The following is a 21,655-nucleotide window of genomic DNA, read 5'->3' on the forward strand; positions in this document are numbered from 1 at the left end:
TATGCGCGATCCCTGACGGGGTAGTCGTAGCCGTATCGAGGAGGTGGAAAGAATGGAGGACTCCGTCTTCTTGGCCGAGCCGATCTCTCCTTCCGAGCGCGCCGAGGTGGTGTTGGGCCGTTTACAGCGCCGCATGCCATACGCTGCCGCGCTGGTCACATACCAACACCCACACAGCGGTAAGGAACTACTTTTCCTCAACTCCCAATACCCGGATGCCGTAGTCCAACATGCATTGGAGCAATTCATTCCGGCGGATCCGGCCTTTCTAACGATTCCCAGCTATACGTCGACAGTGTTCCACTGGGACAACACGCCGGACTTTCGCTCCACTGTGACCGCGCAGGAATTCCTGCTTCCTCACGGATTCAAGCAGGGTACGTCGATGGCTCTTCTCGACACGTCCGGCATAGGCATTGGAACACTGCACGTCAGCCTCGAGGACGACCGCCTTCCTGGCGACGCACTCGACCTGCTTCCCCAGGTTCGCACTGTCTGCGCGGGCATAGTCAGCGCTCAACGCAAACTGATCTTGGCATCCCTCTCACCCAGGGAGACCGAAATCCTTCGGCACCTGGCCGCCGGTCTGAGCAACGCCGAGATCGCCGAACAGCTTTTCGTCAGTCGGCGTACCGTCGCGACCCATGTCGAACATATCTTGAGCAAGCTGGGTGTGAGCAACCGCGTGCGGGCTGCGCTTCAAGCGGTGAGCTTCGGCCTGGTCAATCCGGAGTGGCGCTTACCGGACGGCGAACCCGCTCCATAGATCCGGCGGCAAGCCGAGCCGGGTACCGCACCGGTCATCGGCAGCTGCCGGCCCGGCATATCGTGGCCGTGTCCGTAAAGAAGATCGGCTGGATTTCCGCGGATCCCAACGCGCCACTGCCATCACGCCCGCCGGATCGTCGGGTGCTGACTGGTCGGCCGCGCGGTGCACGCAAACCACGCGCCCCGAACCGCCCCGATCGGCGGCTACCGAGCGCGGATGAACACGGGCGTGCCACATTCCGCACCTCGGTGCACCCGTTGGCGCACATATCGGTCAACTTACCGATTCCGGTAGCTGCGGTACGGCTGGCATGCTGAGTGCACTGTCCATTCACTATCGAGTCCGAAGAGGCCACAATGACCTGGGTTTCACACGACCCTGTCGGCTCATCGGCACCTCCAGCCTCGCCATTGGTACTCGACTTTGGGCGCACTGATGGTGCCGATGCGTTGCCAGCGGCTCAGCCGCAACTGGCCGTGCAGCCTTTGCACAAGGCGGTGCCTTTATTGGAGCCCGGACATCTGATTCAGGCGATCTCGGGCCGCTCTACCGATAGAACGCCACTTGTTGGTTGGGCGCGAACGCTCGGCGATCTGCACGCCGAATTGATACCTTTCAAGCTCGACCCGGAGCTGTCGCCACGAAGCAATCCTTGCGAGCACGTTCACGCAGGAATCGATGAGGTTATTACTCAGATCAATGCGTGGGCGGTACGTCACATACCGCGTACGAAAAGCGCCCGCAAGCATACGCACTCGCTGGGTGAGGTGATCAGCCGCATCGCAATGACCTACGCCGAGGCATGGTGGACAGTGCTGCATGCAAAGGAAGAGGAAAAGCGGCACCAAGCATGGTTTCACCTGAGTGAAGCCCGTGAAGGCTACGCCGAAATGGTGGACCAAATCCGAAATCGTCACCTCCAATTGCCTTTGGGGTGGCGAGGAATCGGATGACCGGGGCATAGCCGCGAAGACATTCAGGCCTTGCCCCGCGAGAGGTCGGTCCGGACTGCACACTGTCCATGTTCCGACCGGATTGCCCGATCGAGGTTTAGGCGCTTGACGCCTGAGCCGCCCGGCAACGACGCCGATAGCGGTCCACAAAGACGTGGACCTCGAAACGGGCGCAAACAATGGATCCGGTTGAGTGACCCCGGCGGCGTACTCAGCTGTTCGGCCGACACCGTTTTGCCCAGGTCAGAGGCTGTTGCGCATCCAGCTGAGATCCGGATGTCCATCCTGTACCTGCGCGTCTCGGCCCACTGGTGACACACCGGAAGACTGCGGTTGAGCAGCGCGTATCCACAGGGTATCGAGCGGCGAGGGCTGCTCTGCTCATACAGCGGCAGCCCTTTCGATGATCTTGGGCGTGTCGATCCCGTTGGGGCACAGCATCTCCGGCTATAGACCCGGGTCGTGGTCGTGGGTAGTGCGCGATCAGCCGGACGCTGCACCTCACCCGCACGACTGTGCGCCGCCAAGCCAGAGCCGCCACCGCCGAGCAGTTGCTGACCGAGGTCGGCAAACGCGGCAGCATCCTCGACAAACACTGACTCACCCTCGACTGGAGCAGCGGCGCGGTCGAAGGCAACGTCAACCGCATCAAGATGATCAAGCGAACCGGGTACGGCCGAGCCAACTTCGACCTCCTGCGCGCCCGCGTGCTCCTGGCGGACTGACCCACGAAATCATCGAAAGTGGGCCAGAGCCGGCTTTTCGCCCCCATCGGTCTCGCCCCGGTCGACCACGACGTCGATCGCACCCGGCCGTGGGCAAACCCTCGGCGATCGAACGACACGCGCTGGGACCGCTGCGCCGGTCCTGAGACGTATGACGGAGAATGGGGCGCGCACGCGGTGGTCATAGGCGTATCTGCGCCAAGGTGATATACACCGCTGCAACACAAGGTGTTGTGCTGGCTGGAGTTGTTACCCACAAGGAGTAGTGTTCAGTAGGTAGCGATTCCGTGACGGCAGCGTGCTCGGGAAGGGCGTGGAGGCAGAATGAAACTGATCGATCGGGTGTCGGCGATCAACTGGAATCGGGTGCCCGACGAGAAGGATGCCGAGGTTTGGGACCGACTGACCGGCAACTTCTGGCTGCCCGAAAAGGTACCGGTGTCCAATGACATTCCGTCATGGAACACCCTCACCGCCGACGAGAAGCAATTGACCATGCGGGTGTTCACCGGCTTGACGCTGCTGGACACCATACAGGGCACCGTCGGCGCGGTCAGCCTGATCCCGGACGCGCTGACCCCGCACGAAGAGGCGGTATACACCAACATCGCGTTCATGGAGTCGGTGCACGCCAAGAGCTACAGCTCCATCTTCTCCACACTGTGTTCCACCCGCGAGATCGACGACGCGTTCCGGTGGTCGGAGGAGAACCGCAACCTGCAGCGCAAAGCCGAGATCGTGCTCGGCTACTACAACGGCGAAGATCCGCTCAAGCGCAAGGTGGCCTCCACCCTGCTGGAGAGCTTCCTGTTCTACTCCGGCTTCTACCTGCCGATGTATTGGTCCTCCCGGGCCAAGCTCACCAACACCGCCGACCTGATCCGGCTGATCATCCGCGACGAAGCCGTGCACGGCTACTACATCGGCTACAAGTACCAGAAGGGCCTGGAACTGGTCAGCCAGGCCGAGCGCGACGAGCTGAAGAACTACACCTTCGAGCTGCTCTTCGAGCTCTACGACAACGAGGTCGACTACACCCAGGACCTCTACGACGAGGTCGGCCTCACCGAGGACGTCAAGAAGTTCCTGCGCTACAACGCCAACAAGGCGCTGATGAACCTCGGCTACGAGAGCCTGTTCCCCAAGGACGAGACCGACGTGAACCCGGCCATCCTCTCGGCCCTGTCCCCCAACGCCGACGAGAACCACGACTTCTTCTCCGGCTCGGGCTCCAGCTACGTCATCGGCAAGGCGGTCAATACCGAAGACGAAGACTGGGAGTTCTGATCGCACATCCTGCCGCCACCATTTCCGGTGGCGGCAGGAACGCATGCTCCATCACACTGCGAAACTAATTGTCCCCGTTGGTCTTTTGCAGAATCCGCAACTCCGATCCGGCGCCCCGATCCAGGCAATGCGATTAGCCGTCTCGACCGGGTTGGCTCAATGTCCTGCGGTACGGGATCCCTTGGGCAACAGCAGATTCGATGTTCAGATGCCGAGAACCAGTTTGGCCGTGGTGAAGTAGATGATCAGGCCGGTGGCGTCGACGAGGGTGGTAACCATGGGTGCCGAAACCACTGCGGGATCGATGCGGAAACGCTTGGCCAGCAAGGGCATTGTGCCGCCGATGGTTGCCGCCCAGCCACAGATCAGCACGAGTGTGATGCCGACGACCAGGGCTGTGCCCGGGTCGACGAACAGTGCGCCGATGATCACTCCCGCGGTGGCGAGCATCGCGCCGAGGACCAGGCCGACGCGACATTCACGCCAGATCACCTTCAACAGATCCGACCCGCGCACCTCACCAACGGCGAGAGCGCGCACACACGCGGTGGCCGCCTGAGCGCCCGCATTGCCACCCGCCCCGATCAGCAGCGGAATGAACAGTGCCAGGTTCGCCGCCTGCTGGAGCGTGCCTTCGAAGAAGTCGGTGACGCTGACGGTCAGAGTCGCCGCGAACAGCAACAGCAGCAACCACAGTGCGCGGTAGCGGGCGAGCTGGATCACCCCGGCGGCCATATAGTGCCCGGCCCATGGTGCGGAGCCGGCCTGCTTGGCCACATCCTCGCTGTCGGCGGCCTCGATGACCTCGACCGCGTCGTCTATGGTGAGCAGCCCGACCAGGCGGTCCTCGCTGTCGACGACCGGCAGGTTGAGGTCGTTGGTCTCGCGCATCAGCCGGGCGGCCTTTTCCGCCGAGTCGGTGGCGCGCACGAAAGCCGGTTCGGTGACAACGAGTTCGGCGACCATCGTGTCCGGCCGGCTCAATACCAGTTCTCGCAGTTCCACAATGCCGGTGAGTCGCCTGCCCGCGTCGACCACGGGCAGTGTGTAGACGGTTTCGGCATTTGCGCCCTTGGTTCGCACTGTCTGGAGCGCGGCAGCGACGGTCAGATTGCGTGGCAGCGCAACAACTTCCGGCGTCATATACAGCCCGACCGAGCCCTCGGGGTAGCCGAGCAATGCGGCGGTCATCCGCCGTTCGCGGGGGCTCAGCCCGGCGAGTACCTTCTTTGCGACCTTGGCCGGTGCCTCGCGCAGCATTCTGGCACGGTCGTCGGGAGCCATTTCCTCGACGAGTTCACGAAAGGTGTGGTCGCGCAGACCTTGCAGGATCTGCTGCTGGTCCACGGGCTCGAGTTCCTCGAATACCGCCAGCGCCAGATCCTTGTCGAGCAGCCGGAAGGCCAGCCCGGCCTGGACGGCATCCATCCTGGCGAGTTGATCGGCGATCACGTGCGGTGGGTGATTGTCGAGCCATTCGAGCGCGACGTCGACGCGGTGGGCGTCGATCGCCTCCGGCAACGAGAGCTCGGGTGTCGAAGTCTCGGGCAGGGCCGATACTTCGGGCATGGGAGCATCCGACATAGGTACATCCGGGCACGCCTCGGGCAGCGTTGGACGCGCTTCGATAACTTCGGTCTGCGACATGGGAGATCCTCAGCAGAGCGGGAGTGAATGAGAAAGTGCGTGATTCACACCGCGGGCGCCGGCCTCTGCTGTCGCGAACTAGCTAAGAGGGCGAGAGGGCGGCGCCGCGCGGCCTTCGACTCGGAGGTTCGCTGCGCATCGCAACCCCACCTCCTCATGGTCGCTGCCGCGGATCCAGGCATCCACGCCACTGCAGAAAACGGATACGGACACGATTGCGTCCCTGTGTAGGATACACGCATTTGGTGCCACAGCCGACCAGACGCGATCCACGCAACGGGCGTTGCACCTCGGAGATCGCGCCTGGCGGAACAAAGGCAATGCCCCGCGTGCCCCGACTCGGTCTACCGCTCCCCTGGTTCGCCCGGCAGCATGGCGGTTATGGCGAATTCCGTATCGCTCCAAGTGGGTACGTGATCCACCCATGACGGGACAGGTTCGGATTGAACGCCGAACAGATACAGGTGCGAGACGAGCCCGCGCAGTCCGCGGTGCACCTCCAGCCGATCATCGATCATGTGCGTGATCCCTAGCTCGGCGCAGTGGATCGCCTTGTCCGCACGGCCGTCAGCCGGCCATTCGTCGCCTCGGGCTGGACAACCGCACCACCGCCCACCTGGCACCCAGTGACCTCAGCTGGACGCACGTGGCATCGAGCTATTACCCCGGCGGTGCGGACGCGACCTCTTCGGCACCAGCGCCGCCGTCGGCACCCCCGAGCAGATCAGCGAAAAGCTCTCGCGGGTCCGCGATCTCGGCCTGAGCTACGCAATCTTCAATTTCCGGAGCCGGCCTACGACACCTCCGGCATCGAACTGACAACCCTCGATAACCAGCCTTCCGTCGCGCCGGACATCCCCTTTCGGGTCGCAGCGATGATCTGACGATCGGAGCCTGGTTACCGCGGCAAAAGGGCGGCCTCCGCAACGGAGACCGCCCTCGGCAACATGCCTACAGCATGCAGGAAACGCAACCCTCGACTTCGGTTCCCTCCAAAGCCATTTGGCGCAGGCGGATGTAGTAGAGCGTCTTGATGCCCTTGCGCCAGGCGTAGATCTGCGCACGGTTCAGGTCACGGGTGGAGGCCGTGTCCTTGAAGAACAGCGTCAGCGACAGGCCCTGGTCCACATGCTGGGTGGCCGCGGCGTAGGTGTCGATGATCTTCTCGTAACCGATCTCGTACGCGTCGTCGTAGTACTCGAGGTTGTCGTTGTCGAGGTAGGGCGCCGGGTAGTAGACGCGGCCGATCTTGCCTTCCTTGCGGATCTCGATCTTCGACGCCACCGGGTGGATGGAACTGGTGGAGTGGTTGATGTAGGAGATCGAACCGGTTGGCGGCACCGCCTGCAGGTTCTGGTTGTAGATGCCATGCTCCATCACCGAGGATTTCAGCTCACGCCAATCGTCCTGGGTCGGAATGTGCACGCCCGCATCGGCGAAGATCCGCGCCACGCGTTCGGTTTTCGGCTCCCACACCTGCTCGGTGTACTTGTCGAAGTACTCGCCGCTGGCGTACTTGGATTCAGGGAAGCCACCGAAGTAGCTGCCGCGCTCTTTCGCGATCAGGTTCGATGCCCGAATCGCATGGTAGACAACCGTATAGAAGTAGATGTTGGTGAAGTCGACGCCCTCGTCGGAACCGTAGTGAACCCGCTCGCGGGCCAGATACCCGTGCAGGTTCATCTGGCCGAGGCCGATGGCGTGAGACTCGTTGTTGCCCTGCTCGATCGATGGCACCGAGTAGATGTGCGTCTGATCCGACACCGCGGTCAGCGCCCGGATCGAGGTCTCGATGGTCTGCGCGAAATCGGGTGAATCCATCGTCTTGGCGATGTTCAGCGAGCCGAGGTTGCACGAAATATCCTTGCCCACCTTGGCATAGGACAGATCATCGTTGAACAGCGACGGCGTGGAAACCTGCAGGATCTCCGAGCACAGGTTCGAGTGGGTGATCTTGCCCGCGATCGGGTTGGCCCGGTTCACCGTGTCCTCGAACATGATGTAGGGGTAGCCGGATTCGAACTGCAGCTCGGCGACGGTCTGGAAGAACTCGCGCGCCTTGATCTTCGACTTGCGGATCCGCTTGTCGTCGACCATCTCGTAGTACTTCTCGGTGACGTCGATATCGGCGAAGGACTTGCCGTAGATGCGTTCCACGTCGTACGGCGAGAACAGGTACATGTCCTCGTTCTTCTTCGCCAGCTCGAAGGTGATGTCCGGGATCACCACACCCAGTGAGAGGGTCTTGATGCGGATCTTCTCGTCCGCGTTCTCCCGCTTGGTATCCAGGAACCGGTAAATATCGGGATGGTGCGCGTGCAGATACACCGCGCCCGCACCCTGACGCGCACCGAGCTGGTTGGCATAGGAGAACGAATCCTCCAGCAGCTTCATGATCGGAATGACACCCGAGGACTGGTTCTCGATCTTCTTGATCGGCGCACCGTGCTCACGAATGTTGCTGAGCAGCAACGCGACTCCGCCACCACGCTTGGACAACTGCAGCGCGGAATTGATGGACCGCCCGATGGACTCCATATTGTCCTCGATGCGTAAAAGGAAGCATGACACCGGCTCGCCGCGCTGCTTCTTGCCCGAGTTCAGAAAGGTCGGGGTGGCCGGCTGGAAGCGGCCGTCGATGATCTCGTCAACCAGCTTGCTCGCGAGTACCTCGTCTCCGGCCGCGAGAGTCAGCGCCACCATGCAGACCCGGTCCTCGAACCGCTCCAGGTAACGCTTCCCGTCGAAGGTCTTGAGGGTGTAGGAGGTGTAGTACTTGAACGCGCCGAGGAAGGTGGGGAAACGGAACTTCTTAGCGTAGGCCTGCTGGAACAGCTGCTTGATGAACCCGCGGCCGTACTGGTCGAGAACCTCGGCCTCGTAATAGTTTTCGTTGACCAGGTAGTCCAGCTTCTCGTCCAGGTTGTGGAAGAAGACCGTGTTCTGGTTGACGTGCTGCAGGAAGTATTGGTGTGCGGCCTCGCGGTCCTTGTCGAACTGGATCTCGCCGTTCGGACCGTACAAGTTCAGCATCGCGTTGAGGGCGTGATAGTCCATGACCTCGCCTGCCTCGGCTCCGCGAACCGTGGTTTGCTCTAGGCGAGCCGTTTTACCGGTCGGTGCTGTCGTTGCTGTTGCCAAAACAATCCCAATCCCTCTCGGACGCGCTCGACGTCCTCAGCAGTTCCCATGAGTTCGAAGCGATATAGGTACGGCACCCCGCATTTGCGCGAGATCACCTCTCCCGCATAGCAGTACGTATCGCCGAAGTTCGTGTTGCCCGCCGCGACGACACCGCGCAGCAGGGCGCGATTGTGCGGATCGTTGAGGAACTTGGCGACTTGCCGAGGCACGAAATCCTTGTCGGATCTATTTCCACCCAGAACGTGCCGACCGCCCCCGTAGGTGGGGACGATCAGCACGTAGGGCTCGTCTACGCGCAGCGAATCGGCGGAGTGCAGTGGTATGCGAGTCGCCGGGATACCCAGCTTCTCGACGAAGCGATGCGTGTTCTCCGAGGCGCTGGAGAAGTAAACCAGCGCTGCCGTTTCGGACATGGCCGGCTCCCTTCTTCCATCATTCGGATGAACGGAAACGAACTACGCGGCTCAGGCCGCGACAGTGGCGAGCGACTTGATGCGGTCGGGCCGGAAGCCGGACCAGTGATCCTCGCCGGCCACGATAACCGGCGCCTGCAGGTAGCCCAGCGCCATGACATAGTCACGCGCCTCGTCGTTCTCGGAGATATCGATGACCTCGTAATCGACCCCGACCTTGTCGAGGGCCTTGTAGGTCGCGTTGCACTGGACGCAAGCGGGCTTGGTGTACACGGTGATGGTCATTGAGTCCCTCTCTCCTATGCCTGATCCACAGCCTGTGATCCGTATGCAGTGTTGTTTCGAGCGACTGTGAGCAGTCGCTTGCGATGCATGCTCCGACGTACGCTGCGCAAACTCCTGGATCCGATCCCGAATGCCCTGCTCAGCCGGTTCGCACCGATGCGTTTCGCCTCGAGCTTCAGATCGTCTTCCAGTACGACAGACACTACACCTAGTGGCCGACAGATTCATACAACACGACATGTTGCGAACCACAAAGATGAAATTCCGACGCGGTAAGTACCAGGACGCTCGATTCGCAAGCCGACACGACCGTGTCATGGATCACAATTTCGCGCAGCGGCTCTCTTCCAGCAAACCCCGCGACGCACACAAAAACGGGCCGTCCGCACTCCGATCGAGCAGAGTGCGGACGGCCCGTCGGACGGTCACCGGTCAGCGCGTCGAGCTCACGCCGACACCAATTCGCCGCGCGATGCCTCGACCAGCTTGTGCACTGTGGCAGCCAGCTGGGTCAGCGCCTCGACATCCTCACGCGGATGCACCTCACCGAAACGCTGACCGAACGTGCCGAAGTGCAGGTGTGCGGATTCGACAACCTTGGCGCCCGCGACACCCAGCGCCTTGACCGCGTCACCGTGCGCCCACTGCGCCGCGTTCGCACTGATCGAACCGCTCACCACCGCGACCGGTCGGTCCTGCAGCGCACCGGTGCCATACGGACGGGATGTCCAGTCGATGGCGTTCTTGAGCACGGCCGACAGGGTTCCGTTGTATTCCGGGGTCACCAGCAGCAGGCCATCGGACGCCGCGACCGCGTCACGCAACGCCTGAGCCGCGGCCGGCACCGCACCGGGAATGTCGAGATCTTCGTTGTAGAACGGAATCTCGCCGAGGCCCTCATAAATGGCGACCTCGACACCTTCGGGCGCGGTCTGCGCCGCGGCCTCGGCGAGCTGGCGATTAATGGACGCGGCCCGAAGGCTACCGACGAGCGCGAGGATGCGGGTCTGACTCATAACGACTCCTGGTGTACTGAATGTGGTGTCCCGAACTTCCATGACACACCAACCGGACTAAGGTCCGATTTAATTCCCCGAGACGGCGAGATCCCTGTGAGCTACGACACGACCCGGTCGGACGAACCGCTGCCCAAACGATCGCTGCTCGGCGTCGGCGCGCCACTGCCCGGATTCGTCGAACCCGCCGAACGCGCTGACGCCGCGCGCAACCGGCGATTACTGCTGGACGCGGCGCAACAATTGGTGCGCGAACAAGGCGTCGACGGTCTCACCATGGACGCGCTGGCCAAGCGAGCCGGTGTCGGGAAAGGCACTGTATTCCGCCGGTTCGGCAGCCGGGCCGGGCTGCTGACAGCGCTGCTCGACCATTCCGAACACAAGTACCAAGAGGGCTTTATGTTCGGGCCGCCGCCGCTGGGGCCGGGCGCACCGCCGGTACAACGCCTGGTCGCCTTCGGCCGGGCCAGGCTGCTCGATATCGAGGTCGAGGGCGAACTGCATCGCGCCGCCGAGATCGGCACCGCCAGGGACCGCTACGCCGAACCTCCCTACCTGCTGCTGAAGACGCACGTATCGATGCTGCTGCGGCAGGCGGAGGTGACCGGCGAGATTCCGCTTGTCGCCGATACCCTGCTGGCCGCGCTCGGGGCGGCGTTGGTCATGCACCAGATGCACGTACTCGGATACCGCCGTGAGCAAATCGGCGACAACTGGGAGGCTCTCGTTCGGCGTGTAGTCACGCCGACTTCGCCAGTACAGTGAGTTGCCATGCAGTCCTTGCGTGAACAGATCATTGCCGAACTCGGCGTTCAACCCAGTATCGAACCGAAGCTCGAGGTGCGCCGCCGCGTCGAGTTCCTCAAGGACTACCTGCGCGCCACTCCCGCAACCGGATTCGTCCTCGGGATCAGCGGCGGCCAGGACAGTGCGCTCGCCGGGCGACTGTGTCAGTTGGCCGCCGAGGAACTGCGCGCCGAGAATACCGACGCCAAGTTCATCGCGGTGCGCCTGCCCTATGGTGTGCAGGCAGACGAGGTCGATGCCAGGATCGCGATGAAGTTCGTACAACCCGACCGCTCGGTGGCGGTGAACGTCCGGCCGGGCGCCAACGCGGTTGCCGCCGAGACCGCGCGCAGCCTCGATGTGCCGGATCTGCGCGACTTCGTTCGCGGCAATATCAAGGCTCGCGAGCGCATGGTGATCCAGTACGCCATCGCTGGGCAGGAAAACCTGCTCGTCGTCGGCACCGATCACGCCGCGGAGGCGGTAACCGGATTCTTCACCAAATACGGCGACGGTGGCGTCGACCTCACCCCACTCACCGGCCTGACCAAGCGCCAGGGCGCGGCCCTACTACAGGAACTCGGTGCGCCGTCCAGTATCTGGTCCAAGGTTCCCACCGCCGACCTGGAGGACGACCGCCCGGCCCTACCGGACGAAGAAGCCCTCGGCCTGCGCTACAGCGAGATCGATGACTACCTGGAAGGCAAGGACGTCACGCCGGAGGTCACCACGAAGTTGGAGGCCACCTACCGGAACACGCGGCACAAGCGTGCGGTGCCGGTCACTCCTCTCGACACTTGGTGGAGCTGAACGCTTTTCGGCTCTCCACGCACTGCCGCGGGTAGGTCAGCCGCCCGCGAAGGGTGGCAGCACGTCCACTCGCGCAGTGAGGGTCGCGGTCGGGTCGCGGGTGAGTTCGTCGCCGATCAGGTAGGCGCAGACGGCCAGCATTTTCTCCAGGTCGGGGCCGTAGGATTCGGCGAGCGTGGTGCGCAGGTCCGCGACAGTGGCGCCGGCGGGCAGGTCCAGGGACTCGCGGTCCTTGCCGACTGCGTCGGCAATCGCGGCGAAGTAGCGGATCTCAACCACCGATTGCTCCCATTGACCGCTCCGGCGGGACGAAGCCCGCGGCGTCGATGCCGTGACCCGCCCACTTATTCCACATGGCGCCACGCCAGATATCGGCGATATCCGCGTCGTCCGCGCCCGAGCGCAGCGCCTGGCGTACATCGAATTCCTGATCGCTGAACAGGCACGAACGGAGCATGCCATCGGCGGTCAGGCGGGTGCGATCACAGCTGTCACAGAATTTTCGGGTGACGGTGGCGATGATGCCGACCGTCGCCGGGCCACTGTCAACCAGCCAGGTCTCGGCGGGGGCCGATGGGTCCGGTCGACCGGCCTCGGTGAGTTCGAAACGCGCGCCTAGCACCTCGAGCAATTCGGCCGCGGTGACCATGTTCGCGCGCGCCCATTCGTGGTCGGCGTCGAGCGGCATCTCTTCGATGAACCGCAACTCGCAGTCCTCGTCCAGACACCAGCGCAGCAGATCGGCTGCGCCGGACAGGGTTTCGCGCATCAGCACGGCGTTCACCTTCATCGGCGCCAAGCCGGCGTCGCGCGCGGCGCGAATGCCCGCGAAGACCGAGTCGAGGCGATCACGGCGAGTCAGGTGTGCGAAGCCGAGTCGATCCACGGTGTCGAGCGACACGTTGACCCGGCTCAGCCCGGCCGCGGCGAGGCCACGGGCGCGATGGGCGAGGCCGACGCCGTTGGTCGTCATGGCCAGCGGCACCTCGGGCACGTGCTCATGACAGCCCGCGATGATCCGTTCCAGATCACGCCGTAGCAACGGCTCGCCACCGGTGAAGCGCACCTCGCGCACCCCGAGTTCGCGCACCGCGAGCACGACGAGCCGCACGATCTCATCGACGGTCAGCAACTCCTGCGTGGGGATCGCGGGCAGCCCCTCCTCGGGCATGCAATAGGTGCAGCGCAACGAACATTTCTCGGTTATCGACACGCGCAGATCACGGGCCGTGCGGCCGAATCGGTCCACCAAGAACGGCGTATCGGGGCGTCCATCGAGCGATGGGCGCCCAGACCGCACGGCGGGAATCCCCATCTGGACCAGCGTCACGGATCCATTATGACAAGTTGCCGCCGCATGAGTCCTCGTCGCCATCAGTCCTCGTCGCCATCGACAACAACCGACACGCTTTGCCGGTCGCGAGCCGTACCTTCGTCCGAGCCAACCGTGGCAGCACGGCTATTAGGCTGGCCGCATGACCTCTCGGCCCGCCACATCCCAGGTTCGGTCCGTCGACGACCACCGGGACGCAATCCAACAGCTGCTGCGGCCGTTGGCGGCACGTCCGGCCGAATCCGCCGCGGTACCCGCCGCGCTCGGCAGGCAACTCGCCGAAGACGTCCACGCACCGGTCGATCTGCCGGTCTTCCGTAACTCCGCCATGGACGGGTACGCGGTGCGCGCCGCCTCCGTGGTGGTCGCCCCGGTGACGCTGCCACTGGCCGGTGTTGTCGCGGCGGGCAACCCGGGGACGACACCGCTGCCGGATGGCGCCGCGATGAAGGTCATGACGGGCGCACCGATACCGCCTGGCGCGGATTGTGTAGTGCCGGTGGAGGACGCGCATTCCGACAGCGTCGCGGTGACGATCGAACGTGGCCGTAGCGCAGGCGAATTCGTGCGCGAAGCGGGGACCGACGTGCGCACGGGTGAGTTGCTGGTTTCGGCCGGAACCCGGCTCGCGCCCCGGCACATCGCCGCACTCGCCGCGGTCGGGGTGGCCGAAGTACCGGTATCACGACCCATTCGTGCGGCCATCCTCACCACCGGCGACGAACTCGTTCCCGCGGGCTCGACGCTACGGCCGGGACAGATCTACAACTCGAACGGCATCGCGCTGGCCGCAGCACTCACCGCGAACGGTGTGCTGGTCGCCGGGGTCGAGCACAGCACCGACGATCCCGGCGAATTCCACCGATTGCTCCATGCGGCAACGGAATCCGCCGATGTCGTCTTCACCTCCGGTGGCGTGTCCAAGGGCGACTTCGAGGTGGTCAAGGAGGTATTACAACCGCTGGGCGGGCAGTTCGGCTCGGTCGCGGTGCAACCCGGCGGGCCACAGGGCCTGACCGTTGTCGACGGAGTTCCGGTGCTGAGCTTTCCCGGCAACCCGGTCAGCACCATCGTGTCGTTCGAGGTATTCGCCCGGCCGCTGCTGCGCCGCCTCGCCGGACTGCCCGAGATCGAGACTTGGGAGTTGCCGCTGCTGGAGCCGGTGAAGTCACCGGCCGGTCGACGCCAGTTCCTGCGTGGCCGGGTCACCCACGCGGGCGTGACGGCGGCGTCCGGCCCGGGTTCACACCTGATTGCCGGGATGGCGTGGGCCGATGTACTGATCGACCTTCCCGCCACGAGCACCGCCATCCCGGCGGGTGCGACCGTTCTCGTCCGTTCCCTATCCGCGGCGCCGAGCCGATGAACCACGGTGTTCCAGCCGATGTCGACCGCCGCCCGCCTGCGCTCGAGTCCATGGAGGTCTGGCGCACCGGCTCGGACACGGCTGTGCGAGTGTGGACATCATGAGTGATTTGTCCCATGTCGACCACGAGGGTCGTGCCCGCATGGTCGATGTGAGCGCGAAGGCAGACACCACCCGGATCGCCGTCGCGACCGGGGAACTGCAGACCACCGCCGAGGTAGTCGCACTGGTACGCGCCGATGGCATGCCGAAGGCCGATGTGCTGTCCACCGCGAGGATCGCGGGCATCGCAGGCGCGAAGAAGACCTCGGAACTCATTCCACTCTGCCATCAACTCGCGCTGTCGTCGGTGCGGGTGGAGTTCGATTTCACCGGTACCGCCATCATCATCGCGGCCACCGCGAAAACCAAGGGCCCCACCGGTGTCGAGATGGAAGCGCTCACCGCGGTCGCCGTCGCCGGACTCACCTTGCACGACATGGTGAAGGCCGTCGACCCCGCCGCGACGCTGAACGGCGTGCGTTTGCTCACCAAAGATGGTGGAAAGCACGGACATTGGGAGCGCCCCGCGACCGGATCCGCCGACGCGATCACCGCGGCTTCGAGTGCCGACACCTCGGACGATGTCACCGAAACCGTGCAAGACGACGCGAAATATTCAGCGCAGCAGCACGTTTCGGACACGCAAACAAAATCGGGCGTGGTGCTGGTCGCCTCGACCGGCGCGGCGGCGGGCACCAGGACCGACACCACCGGACCTGTTCTCGCGGACTGGCTCGGCGGACTCGGCTTCGCCGTGCGTGGCCCGCTGGTGTACGCCGACGCCGAGATCGCCATCGGTTTGGCCGATGCGCTTCGCCTAGCACCCGCATTGATCATCACGACCGGGGGTACCGGCGCGTCCCCCACCGACTCGACCCCGGAAGCAACACTGGCCGTCATCGATCGCGAACTCCCCGGGGTCGCCGAGGCGGTCCGGCAACGTGGCACCGCGAAGTTCCCGCTCGCCGCACTCAGTCGTGGTGTCGCGGGTTTGGCGGGCCGAACGGTGATCGTGAACCTGCCCGGTTCTCCCGGTGGGGTGAAGGACGGCATGACCGTCCTCGAACCGCTCCTGGATCATCTGCTCGCGCAAGTAGCCGGAGGCGGCAACCATGAGTGATGAGGCGATCGTGCGGCTGGCGCGAATCAGCGACCAGCCCCTGGATCCGGCCGAAGTCGAGGCCGCGGTGAGTGGCCCAGAGCACGGCGCGGTCGTGGTGTTCACCGGCAAGGTGCGCAATCACGACGGTGGGCAGGCGGTTTCCGCGTTGGAGTACTCGGCGCATCCTAGAGCCGAGCAGTTTCTGCGCACATGTTGCGCCGAGTCAGCCGCCGTGTCGGGATTGCCGGTCGCGGCTGTGCACCGTATAGGACCGTTGACCATCGGCGATCTCGCCATCGTCGTCGCGGTCGCCGCCCCGCACCGCGCCGAAGCCTTCGCGGCCTGCGCGGAGTTGGTGGACCGGATAAAACATGAGGTCCCGATCTGGAAGCGGCAACTGTTCACCGACGGGCCTTCCGAATGGGTGAATGCCTGCGGCTGACACCGCGCCCGGCGTTTATCGCATCGTCACGTGGTTCCGATAGCGAATCAACACCTCGGCGCTATAGCGTTCTGGCGCAACGAAACTCGTCCACCCAAGCGATAGGAGGACACCATGGGCACCGATCAGGTATTGCTGCACAGATTCGTGATCTCCCAGCTCGCCGCGGCCGGGCTGGATCGGGATCGGTTGATTCGCGAGACGGGTGTGCCCGAATGGACGATGGCGGTCGATGACGTGCATCTGCCGAGTTCCACCTTTACGCGGCTTTGGGAACTCGGTGAACACGGGCTCGCCGATCCGAATGTCGCGCTCAATGTGGCGCGGCGCTACCAAATGACCAGCCTCGGCCTCTACGACTACCTGTTCTCCACCGCACCGACACTGGGGGCGGGCCTGGCGACCTGCGGCCCCTACGTCAGCGCCGTCACCACCAATCATCGCTTCGAACTCATCACGGAGAACGACGCGGAAGTCACCCTCTACCTCGACATGATCACCGGTGAGGGACGCGGCCGGGACCTGACGCAGTTGTGGGGGTTGTGCGCGGTGCTCAGCCGGGCACGCCGGGTCATCGACCATCCGGTGGTCCCGCTGCGGGTATCGCTGCGACAGCGGGCGCCGCGCGAGCTGCACGCATTCCGTGAGGTATTCGGCACCGCCGCAATCGAATTCGACTGCCCGGTGGACGCGATAACGTTCCGCGCTTCCGATATGGACCTGCCCCTGACCAGCAGCGACCCGGTACTCGCCGGAGTATTGCGGCCACTGGCCGAGGCACTCCAACCCCCACCACCGCTCGCGAACGCCTGGCCCGATCGGGTCGCGGCAGCCGTGGCCGAGGCACTGTCCGACGGCGAGGTGTCGCTGGATCGAGTGGCACGCAGGCTGGCCACCAGTTCGCGGACGCTGCAGCGCAGGCTGATGGAATCGGGCACGACGTGGCGGCAGGAGTTGACTCGGGCGCGCAACGCTCGGCTTGCTCAGGTCGAGGGCACGTTGAGTAGATCGCGGCAGGCCGAACTTCTCGGCTACGCGGACGCGGCGTCGATGCGCAGGGCGGCTCGCCGCTGGTCTGTCACATCGAATATGCATCGCTCCGACCAGCCCGCGTAAGGCGGTCTATGCCTTGAGGTAGCTGGCGGCGATGCGCCAGAACGTCTCGTTCTCGATCGCACGGAAGTCCCAGCTGCCAACGATATTGTGAGACGCGGCCACGATGGCGGGTACGTCGAAGTCCTCACGCGTCGCGGTGCCCTTGGCCTCCAGCGCGGCGATTACGTATGCGGTAGCACTCTCCAGAGTCTCGAACACCGAACTCTCCAATCGGTCGCAGAGGCGATACGGTCGATTACGTTCCGCTGCAGTCGAACCGACGCCGCGCGGGCCGTCTCGCTCCAATGCATACGGGTGCCGACGCGGCTGGCACATCAGCCAGTCTCGCGTCGGCGGACCGCTACCGGCAAGGACCGAACGCGCCAGCTTCGTGGCGAACGCGCCAACTTCTTTTCGTCAGTGCGGGATGTAGCGCCAGACACCGAGCATGGTTTTGGGATCGAGCGGTTCGGTTTCCGTGTGCACCGCGGCATGCAGGCGTTGTAGTGCCGAGTCGATGGGAAGTCCGGCGCCGATGAGAACCAGCTGGGTGGTGCGTGGTTCGCCGCGCCGCCACGCACGGGGTTCGAATGCGATGTGGTGGCCGACCATATGCAGCACGAACTTCCGGCGTTCCTCCGCGACACCGAAGGCCGCGAACCCTTTGGCGCGGAACAGTCCGGGTGGCGGGTCTTCCAGAAATCCGATCAGCAGCCGTGGATCCAACTCCTGTTCGCTGGTGAAGGAGACGGTGGTGTAATCATCGTGCAGGTGGTGATGATCGTGGTGATCATGGTCGAGCAGTAGCACATCGAAACTCAATTGCTCGGCGACCCTTGGCTTTTCGCGCAGCGGCTCATCGAACAGCAGTCCCGGGTCGATGCGCCCGTGCGTGGTCGCGTAAACCGGTACCTGCCCGATCAGCTCGGTGATTTCTCGGCGCAAGCGGTCCAGGTCCGCAGACGGCGCTCGATCAACCTTGTTGAGCACCACCAGATCCGCCATCCGCAAATGCGTGGCCAGCTCGGGATGTCGTTCGCGGCTGGCCGGGAACAGCTCGGCGTCGACCACCTCGACCAGACCGCCGTAGCGGATGCGCGGATTATCGCTGCCTACCACCATCCGAATCAGGTTGCGCGGTTCGGCGAGGCCACTGGCCTCCACCACAATGACGTCGATCCGCGCGCGCGGGTCGGCGAGCCGATCGAACAACTCATCCAACTCGGTGACGTCCACCGCACAGCACACACAGCCATTGCCGAGTGACACCATCGCGTCGACCTGCCCGGCTACCAGCATCGAATCGATATTGATGGCCCCGAAATCGTTGACAACCACGCCGACGCGCGTACCGCGACTGTTGCGCAGCAGGTGATTGAGCAACGTCGTCTTCCCGGACCCGAGAAACCCGGCGACGATCAGAACTGGAATCCGGTCGGCCACCGTGCCATTTTGCCGCGCCTACTACGGCGGGTATTCGCGCCCCCTCCTCGCCCACTTTCGAGTGAGTGGGTCAGCCTCGTCCGCCCCTTCCGATGTCCGTCACGAGATCGCGTGCCCGACAGGCCGTCACCCTGCTCTGGACCGGACCTGCTACCGAAGTGCTGTGCACAGTGTCCGGTTAGCGGATGCCTGGTGTCGCGGGATCCGGGCCGAGACATCCCACGATGAAGCAGCCCGGTGGCCAATTTCCGAATGGAGGCGCCATGGGCCTGCCGAGGCAGGCGAGCGCGTCGCAGCCGGGGTAAGCCCACGGGCCGAAGCCGAGAGCACCGAGGGTGGCATCGGGATTCGAGATCATCGGATCGGCCAGGCTGACATCGGATTGCGGCACGTAGGGGCCCGCGTCGGGTTGCGTCGGGTCGCGGAAGGCGGCGGTGATGGCGCGTAGCACGTCGTGTGGGAAGCTCGGGGCGCTGCCAGGAACCGTCACGCCGGTCCAATTGACCACCAATCCGAGGCTCGGCACGATGAAGCTGTCCTGGCGCATCATTCCCGAAATTCTCACCGCGTCCGACGGCAGGCCGGGGAATTCCGAAGCGCAATCGGGCCCGTTGACCACGAAGAGGAATCCGTAACACGGATTGGTCGCCGACGGCCGGGTCGCCTGTGCGAGGTATTCGGTCGAGATGATTGTGTTTCCGTTCCAGCTGCCGTGGTTGGCGACCAACAGTCCGAGCTTGGCGAAATCGTCCGGCGGCAGCACCAGGTGCGCGTGTCCATAGGTGTTGCCGCTTCTGTCACGGGCCCAGTGGTAGTCGGTTCGCGGTATCCCCAACGGGTCGAACAGCTTCCGCTGGGTGTATGACTGGAAGTCATCGCCGACGGCCTGCTGCACGACGTAGACGACGAGATCCACCACTCGCTGGCTGTAGCGCCAATTGGTGCCCTGCGGCGCTTCGATCGGCATGGCCAGCGCCTGCGCCACCACGTTCGGGTCGAATTGCACCAGTCCGGTAATTCCCTCCGACGCGACCGCGACCCGCAGTCCGGATGACTCGGTGAGCAGATTCCGGACGGTGATCGAGCGATGCGCGGCGTCACCGAGCCCGGCCGGAAGATAGGCGTCGATCGGCTTGTCGAGATCCAGTAGCCCTTCATCGACCGCGATCCCCGCGACCATTGATACGACACTCTTGGTGCCGCTCCACAGATTCCACGCGACGCCGCCGGTCTGCTCGTTCCTCGGACCGGTGGCGATCAAGCAATTGTTCCGAAACACCTGAACATTGAGTCGGCTCGGGTCTGATGCCAGCGCCATCGCCTGATCCAGTGCGGGTGCGTCGAGCCCCACTTCCGCCGGGGTCGCGGTCTGCGGCTTTCGCCCGTCGGTGGTCGCACAGTGCGCCGGTTCGGCATGGGCGGCACCGGGGATCGCGATGCCCACTGACAGCACCACGGCCGTAATCGCGTACCCCGCAAAGGTTTTCAGATGACGGCGCACAGCACCCTCCACTCCGGATGGATATATCCGGAACATCGGATGCGACCACACGCCGGTTACGGCACGGCGCGCCCCAAGTTATCGGGGCGCGCCGCACACGGTGGTGACGTTTATTGGCAGTAGTGCAGGTACTACTTGGCCGGGCCGAGCAGCGTACTGGCCAAGGTGTAGGCAAGGTTGATCATTTCCGAGGTGATCATCGTGTTGTCCACGCCGAGCGACTTCGCCAACGGCAGCAGCATCGCCATCACCGTGCCGACCACGCCACTCGACGAGCCTTCAGTGCTGGGTGCCGTCTGCCCCGGCGACCGAGGCGACGTCTGCGACTGCGGAAGTGCCTGCGACCGAGGTGAACTCGACGTACCCGGAACGGCCTGCGATGTGTTCGGGGTGGGAGCCGGCTGAGCCTGCGGCGCGGTCGGCTGCGGGAGCGGCTGAACCTGCGGCGCGGTCGGCTGCGGGAGCGGCTGAACCTGCGGCGCGGTCGGCTGCGGGAGCGGCTGAACCTGCGGCACGGTCGGCTGCGGGCTCGGCTGAGCCTGCGGCACAGTCAGCGGCGCAGCGGTCATCTGCGGCTCCGCCGGAACCTGCGGGTCGTTCCGCAAGGCCGCGGCCGGACGGTCGGAGGCAGAGCCCGACTGGCCGACCGGCGACGACGCACCGAGCAGATACCCGACCAGACCGGTGGTAATCGTGATCGCGTGCTTCAGCTGCCCATCCGAGCTCTCGAGCTGCGCCGCGTCTTCCGCATTGGCGCCGTTGCCCATTTCGATGAATACGTCGGGCACAGCAGTCAGCGCCGGACCCGCGATATCCGCCCGCGTCTGCAGGCCGTCCTGCACACCGGCGTAGTTCGCCGACGGGAAGCCTTCCTTGGTATACGCGTCGCGCACCGACTTCGTGGCCACCAGACCCCGCCCGGACTGAACCTGATCGACCTTGTTATCGAGCACCGGCAACTGCGGCACGATCATATGGAACCCGCGGAACTGCTCGGGCGCACTATCGGCGTGGATGCTCACGGCCACGTCGGCGCCGGAGCGGTTCGCGGCCTCCGCTCGCTCGTCGACGCAACCGCCCCAGCCGGAATCGTCGGCACGGCTGAGCACCACCTTCGCACCGAGACTCTCCAAGGAGGTCTTGACCAGCTGTGCGACATTCCAGTTGATGGTGTGCTCCGGCACGCCGTTGAGCGAGGTCATACCGGTGGTCTGGCAGTCCTTGGTGCCGCCGCGACCGTCGTTCACCTGCCGGGACAGGTTCTCGGAGTGGTTGGCCCCCTGATGGCCGGGGTCGAGGAATACCGTCCTGCCTGCGAGCTTCGTGGCCATTTCCGGTGACGCCGGATCGGGGACCGCGGCGGCCGGGACGAGCCCGGAGACTGTCACTACAGCCGCGGCCGTAACGGCGGAGCACAAACCGGCCCTGATGATGCTTGGCTTCATGTCGGTCGGCGCCCCGAAACGGAGCACCCCTCCCTTCCCATTAGTAACACC

The 21,655-nt window shown here is 64.3% G+C and carries 21 protein-coding genes and 1 pseudogene; 10 read left to right on the top strand and 12 right to left on the bottom strand.

From position 1 onward, the window contains the following. The first annotated feature begins 52 nt into the window (after positions 1-52). The 4 genes and pseudogenes from LKE06_RS31410 to nrdF all read left to right on the top strand — a co-directional run bounded on the left by LKE06_RS31410 (position 53) and on the right by nrdF (position 3,734). The gene (locus LKE06_RS31410; RefSeq protein ID WP_228003069.1) at positions 53-766 is read left to right on the top strand and encodes a helix-turn-helix transcriptional regulator; all 714 of its coding nucleotides are present in this window, start codon (positions 53-55) and stop codon (positions 764-766) included. 359 nt (positions 767-1,125) lie between these two features. Further along, on the top strand, positions 1,126-1,722 hold the full coding sequence (locus LKE06_RS31415) for a hypothetical protein (RefSeq protein ID WP_228003070.1): 597 nt from the start codon (positions 1,126-1,128) through the stop codon (positions 1,720-1,722). Positions 1,723-2,321: 599 nt separating this feature from the next. Beyond that, positions 2,322-2,447, top strand: a pseudogene (locus tag LKE06_RS31420) (transposase); the annotation flags it as partial. Between the two features lie 324 nt (positions 2,448-2,771). After that, positions 2,772-3,734: a class 1b ribonucleoside-diphosphate reductase subunit beta gene (gene nrdF / locus LKE06_RS31425; RefSeq protein WP_228003071.1), complete on the top strand. Its 963-nt coding sequence runs from the start codon at positions 2,772-2,774 to the stop codon at positions 3,732-3,734. Between the two features lie 204 nt (positions 3,735-3,938). Here nrdF and mgtE read toward each other — a convergent pair whose 3' ends face one another. The 6 genes from mgtE to LKE06_RS31460 form a co-directional block, all read right to left on the bottom strand. Next, the gene (mgtE, locus tag LKE06_RS31430) at positions 3,939-5,381 is read right to left on the bottom strand and encodes a magnesium transporter (protein ID WP_228003072.1); all 1,443 of its coding nucleotides are present in this window, start codon (positions 5,379-5,381) and stop codon (positions 3,939-3,941) included. A gap of 344 nt (positions 5,382-5,725) precedes the next feature. Beyond that, positions 5,726-5,899, bottom strand: coding sequence for a hypothetical protein (locus tag LKE06_RS31435; protein ID WP_228003073.1), 174 nt, complete (start codon positions 5,897-5,899; stop codon positions 5,726-5,728). Positions 5,900-6,332: 433 nt separating this feature from the next. Next, a complete protein-coding gene (nrdE, locus tag LKE06_RS31445) occupies positions 6,333-8,438 on the bottom strand; it encodes a class 1b ribonucleoside-diphosphate reductase subunit alpha (protein WP_228003074.1) in 2,106 nt (701 codons plus the stop codon). Between the two features lie 38 nt (positions 8,439-8,476). Next, on the bottom strand, positions 8,477-8,938 hold the full coding sequence (gene nrdI, locus LKE06_RS31450; protein WP_228003075.1) for a class Ib ribonucleoside-diphosphate reductase assembly flavoprotein NrdI: 462 nt from the start codon (positions 8,936-8,938) through the stop codon (positions 8,477-8,479). 51 nt (positions 8,939-8,989) lie between these two features. Continuing rightward, positions 8,990-9,223, bottom strand: coding sequence for a glutaredoxin-like protein NrdH (gene nrdH / locus LKE06_RS31455; RefSeq protein WP_228003076.1), 234 nt, complete (start codon positions 9,221-9,223; stop codon positions 8,990-8,992). A 446-nt stretch (positions 9,224-9,669) separates the two neighbouring features. Beyond that, a complete protein-coding gene (locus LKE06_RS31460) occupies positions 9,670-10,239 on the bottom strand; it encodes an NAD(P)H-dependent oxidoreductase (RefSeq protein WP_228003077.1) in 570 nt (189 codons plus the stop codon). 129 nt (positions 10,240-10,368) lie between these two features. On the opposite strand from LKE06_RS31460, the gene LKE06_RS31465 reads away from it, so the two are divergent. After that, the gene (locus tag LKE06_RS31465) at positions 10,369-11,004 is read left to right on the top strand and encodes a TetR/AcrR family transcriptional regulator (RefSeq protein WP_228003290.1); all 636 of its coding nucleotides are present in this window, start codon (positions 10,369-10,371) and stop codon (positions 11,002-11,004) included. Positions 11,005-11,010: 6 nt separating this feature from the next. Continuing rightward, complete coding sequence (nadE, locus tag LKE06_RS31470) at positions 11,011-11,835, top strand: NAD(+) synthase (RefSeq protein ID WP_228003078.1); 825 nt, start codon at positions 11,011-11,013, stop codon at positions 11,833-11,835. A 36-nt stretch (positions 11,836-11,871) separates the two neighbouring features. Here nadE and LKE06_RS31475 read toward each other — a convergent pair whose 3' ends face one another. Both LKE06_RS31475 and moaA read right to left on the bottom strand, forming a co-directional pair. Beyond that, positions 11,872-12,114: a MoaD/ThiS family protein gene (locus LKE06_RS31475; protein WP_228003079.1), complete on the bottom strand. Its 243-nt coding sequence runs from the start codon at positions 12,112-12,114 to the stop codon at positions 11,872-11,874. Then, on the bottom strand, positions 12,107-13,165 hold the full coding sequence (moaA, locus tag LKE06_RS31480) for a GTP 3',8-cyclase MoaA (RefSeq protein WP_228003080.1): 1,059 nt from the start codon (positions 13,163-13,165) through the stop codon (positions 12,107-12,109). The genes LKE06_RS31475 and moaA overlap by 8 nt, the downstream gene beginning before the upstream one ends. A 145-nt stretch (positions 13,166-13,310) precedes the next feature. Here moaA and LKE06_RS31485 point away from each other — a divergent pair, with 145 nt between their 5' ends. The 4 genes from LKE06_RS31485 (at position 13,311) to LKE06_RS31500 (ending at position 17,236) form a co-directional block, all read left to right on the top strand. After that, the gene (locus LKE06_RS31485; protein ID WP_228003081.1) at positions 13,311-14,534 is read left to right on the top strand and encodes a molybdopterin molybdotransferase MoeA; all 1,224 of its coding nucleotides are present in this window, start codon (positions 13,311-13,313) and stop codon (positions 14,532-14,534) included. A gap of 100 nt (positions 14,535-14,634) precedes the next feature. After that, positions 14,635-15,696: a bifunctional molybdenum cofactor biosynthesis protein MoaC/MoaB gene (gene moaCB / locus LKE06_RS31490; RefSeq protein ID WP_228003082.1), complete on the top strand. Its 1,062-nt coding sequence runs from the start codon at positions 14,635-14,637 to the stop codon at positions 15,694-15,696. After that, a complete protein-coding gene (locus LKE06_RS31495; protein ID WP_228003083.1) occupies positions 15,689-16,120 on the top strand; it encodes a molybdenum cofactor biosynthesis protein MoaE in 432 nt (143 codons plus the stop codon). The genes moaCB and LKE06_RS31495 overlap by 8 nt, the downstream gene beginning before the upstream one ends. Before the next feature lie 114 nt (positions 16,121-16,234). Further along, positions 16,235-17,236, top strand: a complete 1,002-nt coding sequence (locus tag LKE06_RS31500) for an AraC family transcriptional regulator ligand-binding domain-containing protein (protein ID WP_228003084.1) — start codon at positions 16,235-16,237, stop codon at positions 17,234-17,236. Positions 17,237-17,242: 6 nt separating this feature from the next. Here LKE06_RS31500 and LKE06_RS31505 read toward each other — a convergent pair whose 3' ends face one another. The 4 genes from LKE06_RS31505 to LKE06_RS31520 form a co-directional block, all read right to left on the bottom strand. After that, positions 17,243-17,434: a hypothetical protein gene (locus tag LKE06_RS31505; protein ID WP_228003085.1), complete on the bottom strand. Its 192-nt coding sequence runs from the start codon at positions 17,432-17,434 to the stop codon at positions 17,243-17,245. 198 nt (positions 17,435-17,632) lie between these two features. Beyond that, positions 17,633-18,658, bottom strand: coding sequence for a CobW family GTP-binding protein (locus tag LKE06_RS31510; protein WP_228003086.1), 1,026 nt, complete (start codon positions 18,656-18,658; stop codon positions 17,633-17,635). Between the two features lie 178 nt (positions 18,659-18,836). Then, a complete protein-coding gene (locus tag LKE06_RS31515; RefSeq protein WP_228003087.1) occupies positions 18,837-20,159 on the bottom strand; it encodes a serine hydrolase domain-containing protein in 1,323 nt (440 codons plus the stop codon). Positions 20,160-20,290: 131 nt separating this feature from the next. Next, entirely contained in the window at positions 20,291-21,604 is a 1,314-nt protein-coding gene (locus LKE06_RS31520) for an N-acetylmuramoyl-L-alanine amidase (RefSeq protein WP_228003088.1), read from the bottom strand. Between the last annotated feature and the right edge of the window lie 51 nt (positions 21,605-21,655).

Source organism: Nocardia australiensis (genome assembly GCF_020733705.1).
GTDB lineage: Bacteria > Actinomycetota > Actinomycetes > Mycobacteriales > Mycobacteriaceae > Nocardia > Nocardia australiensis.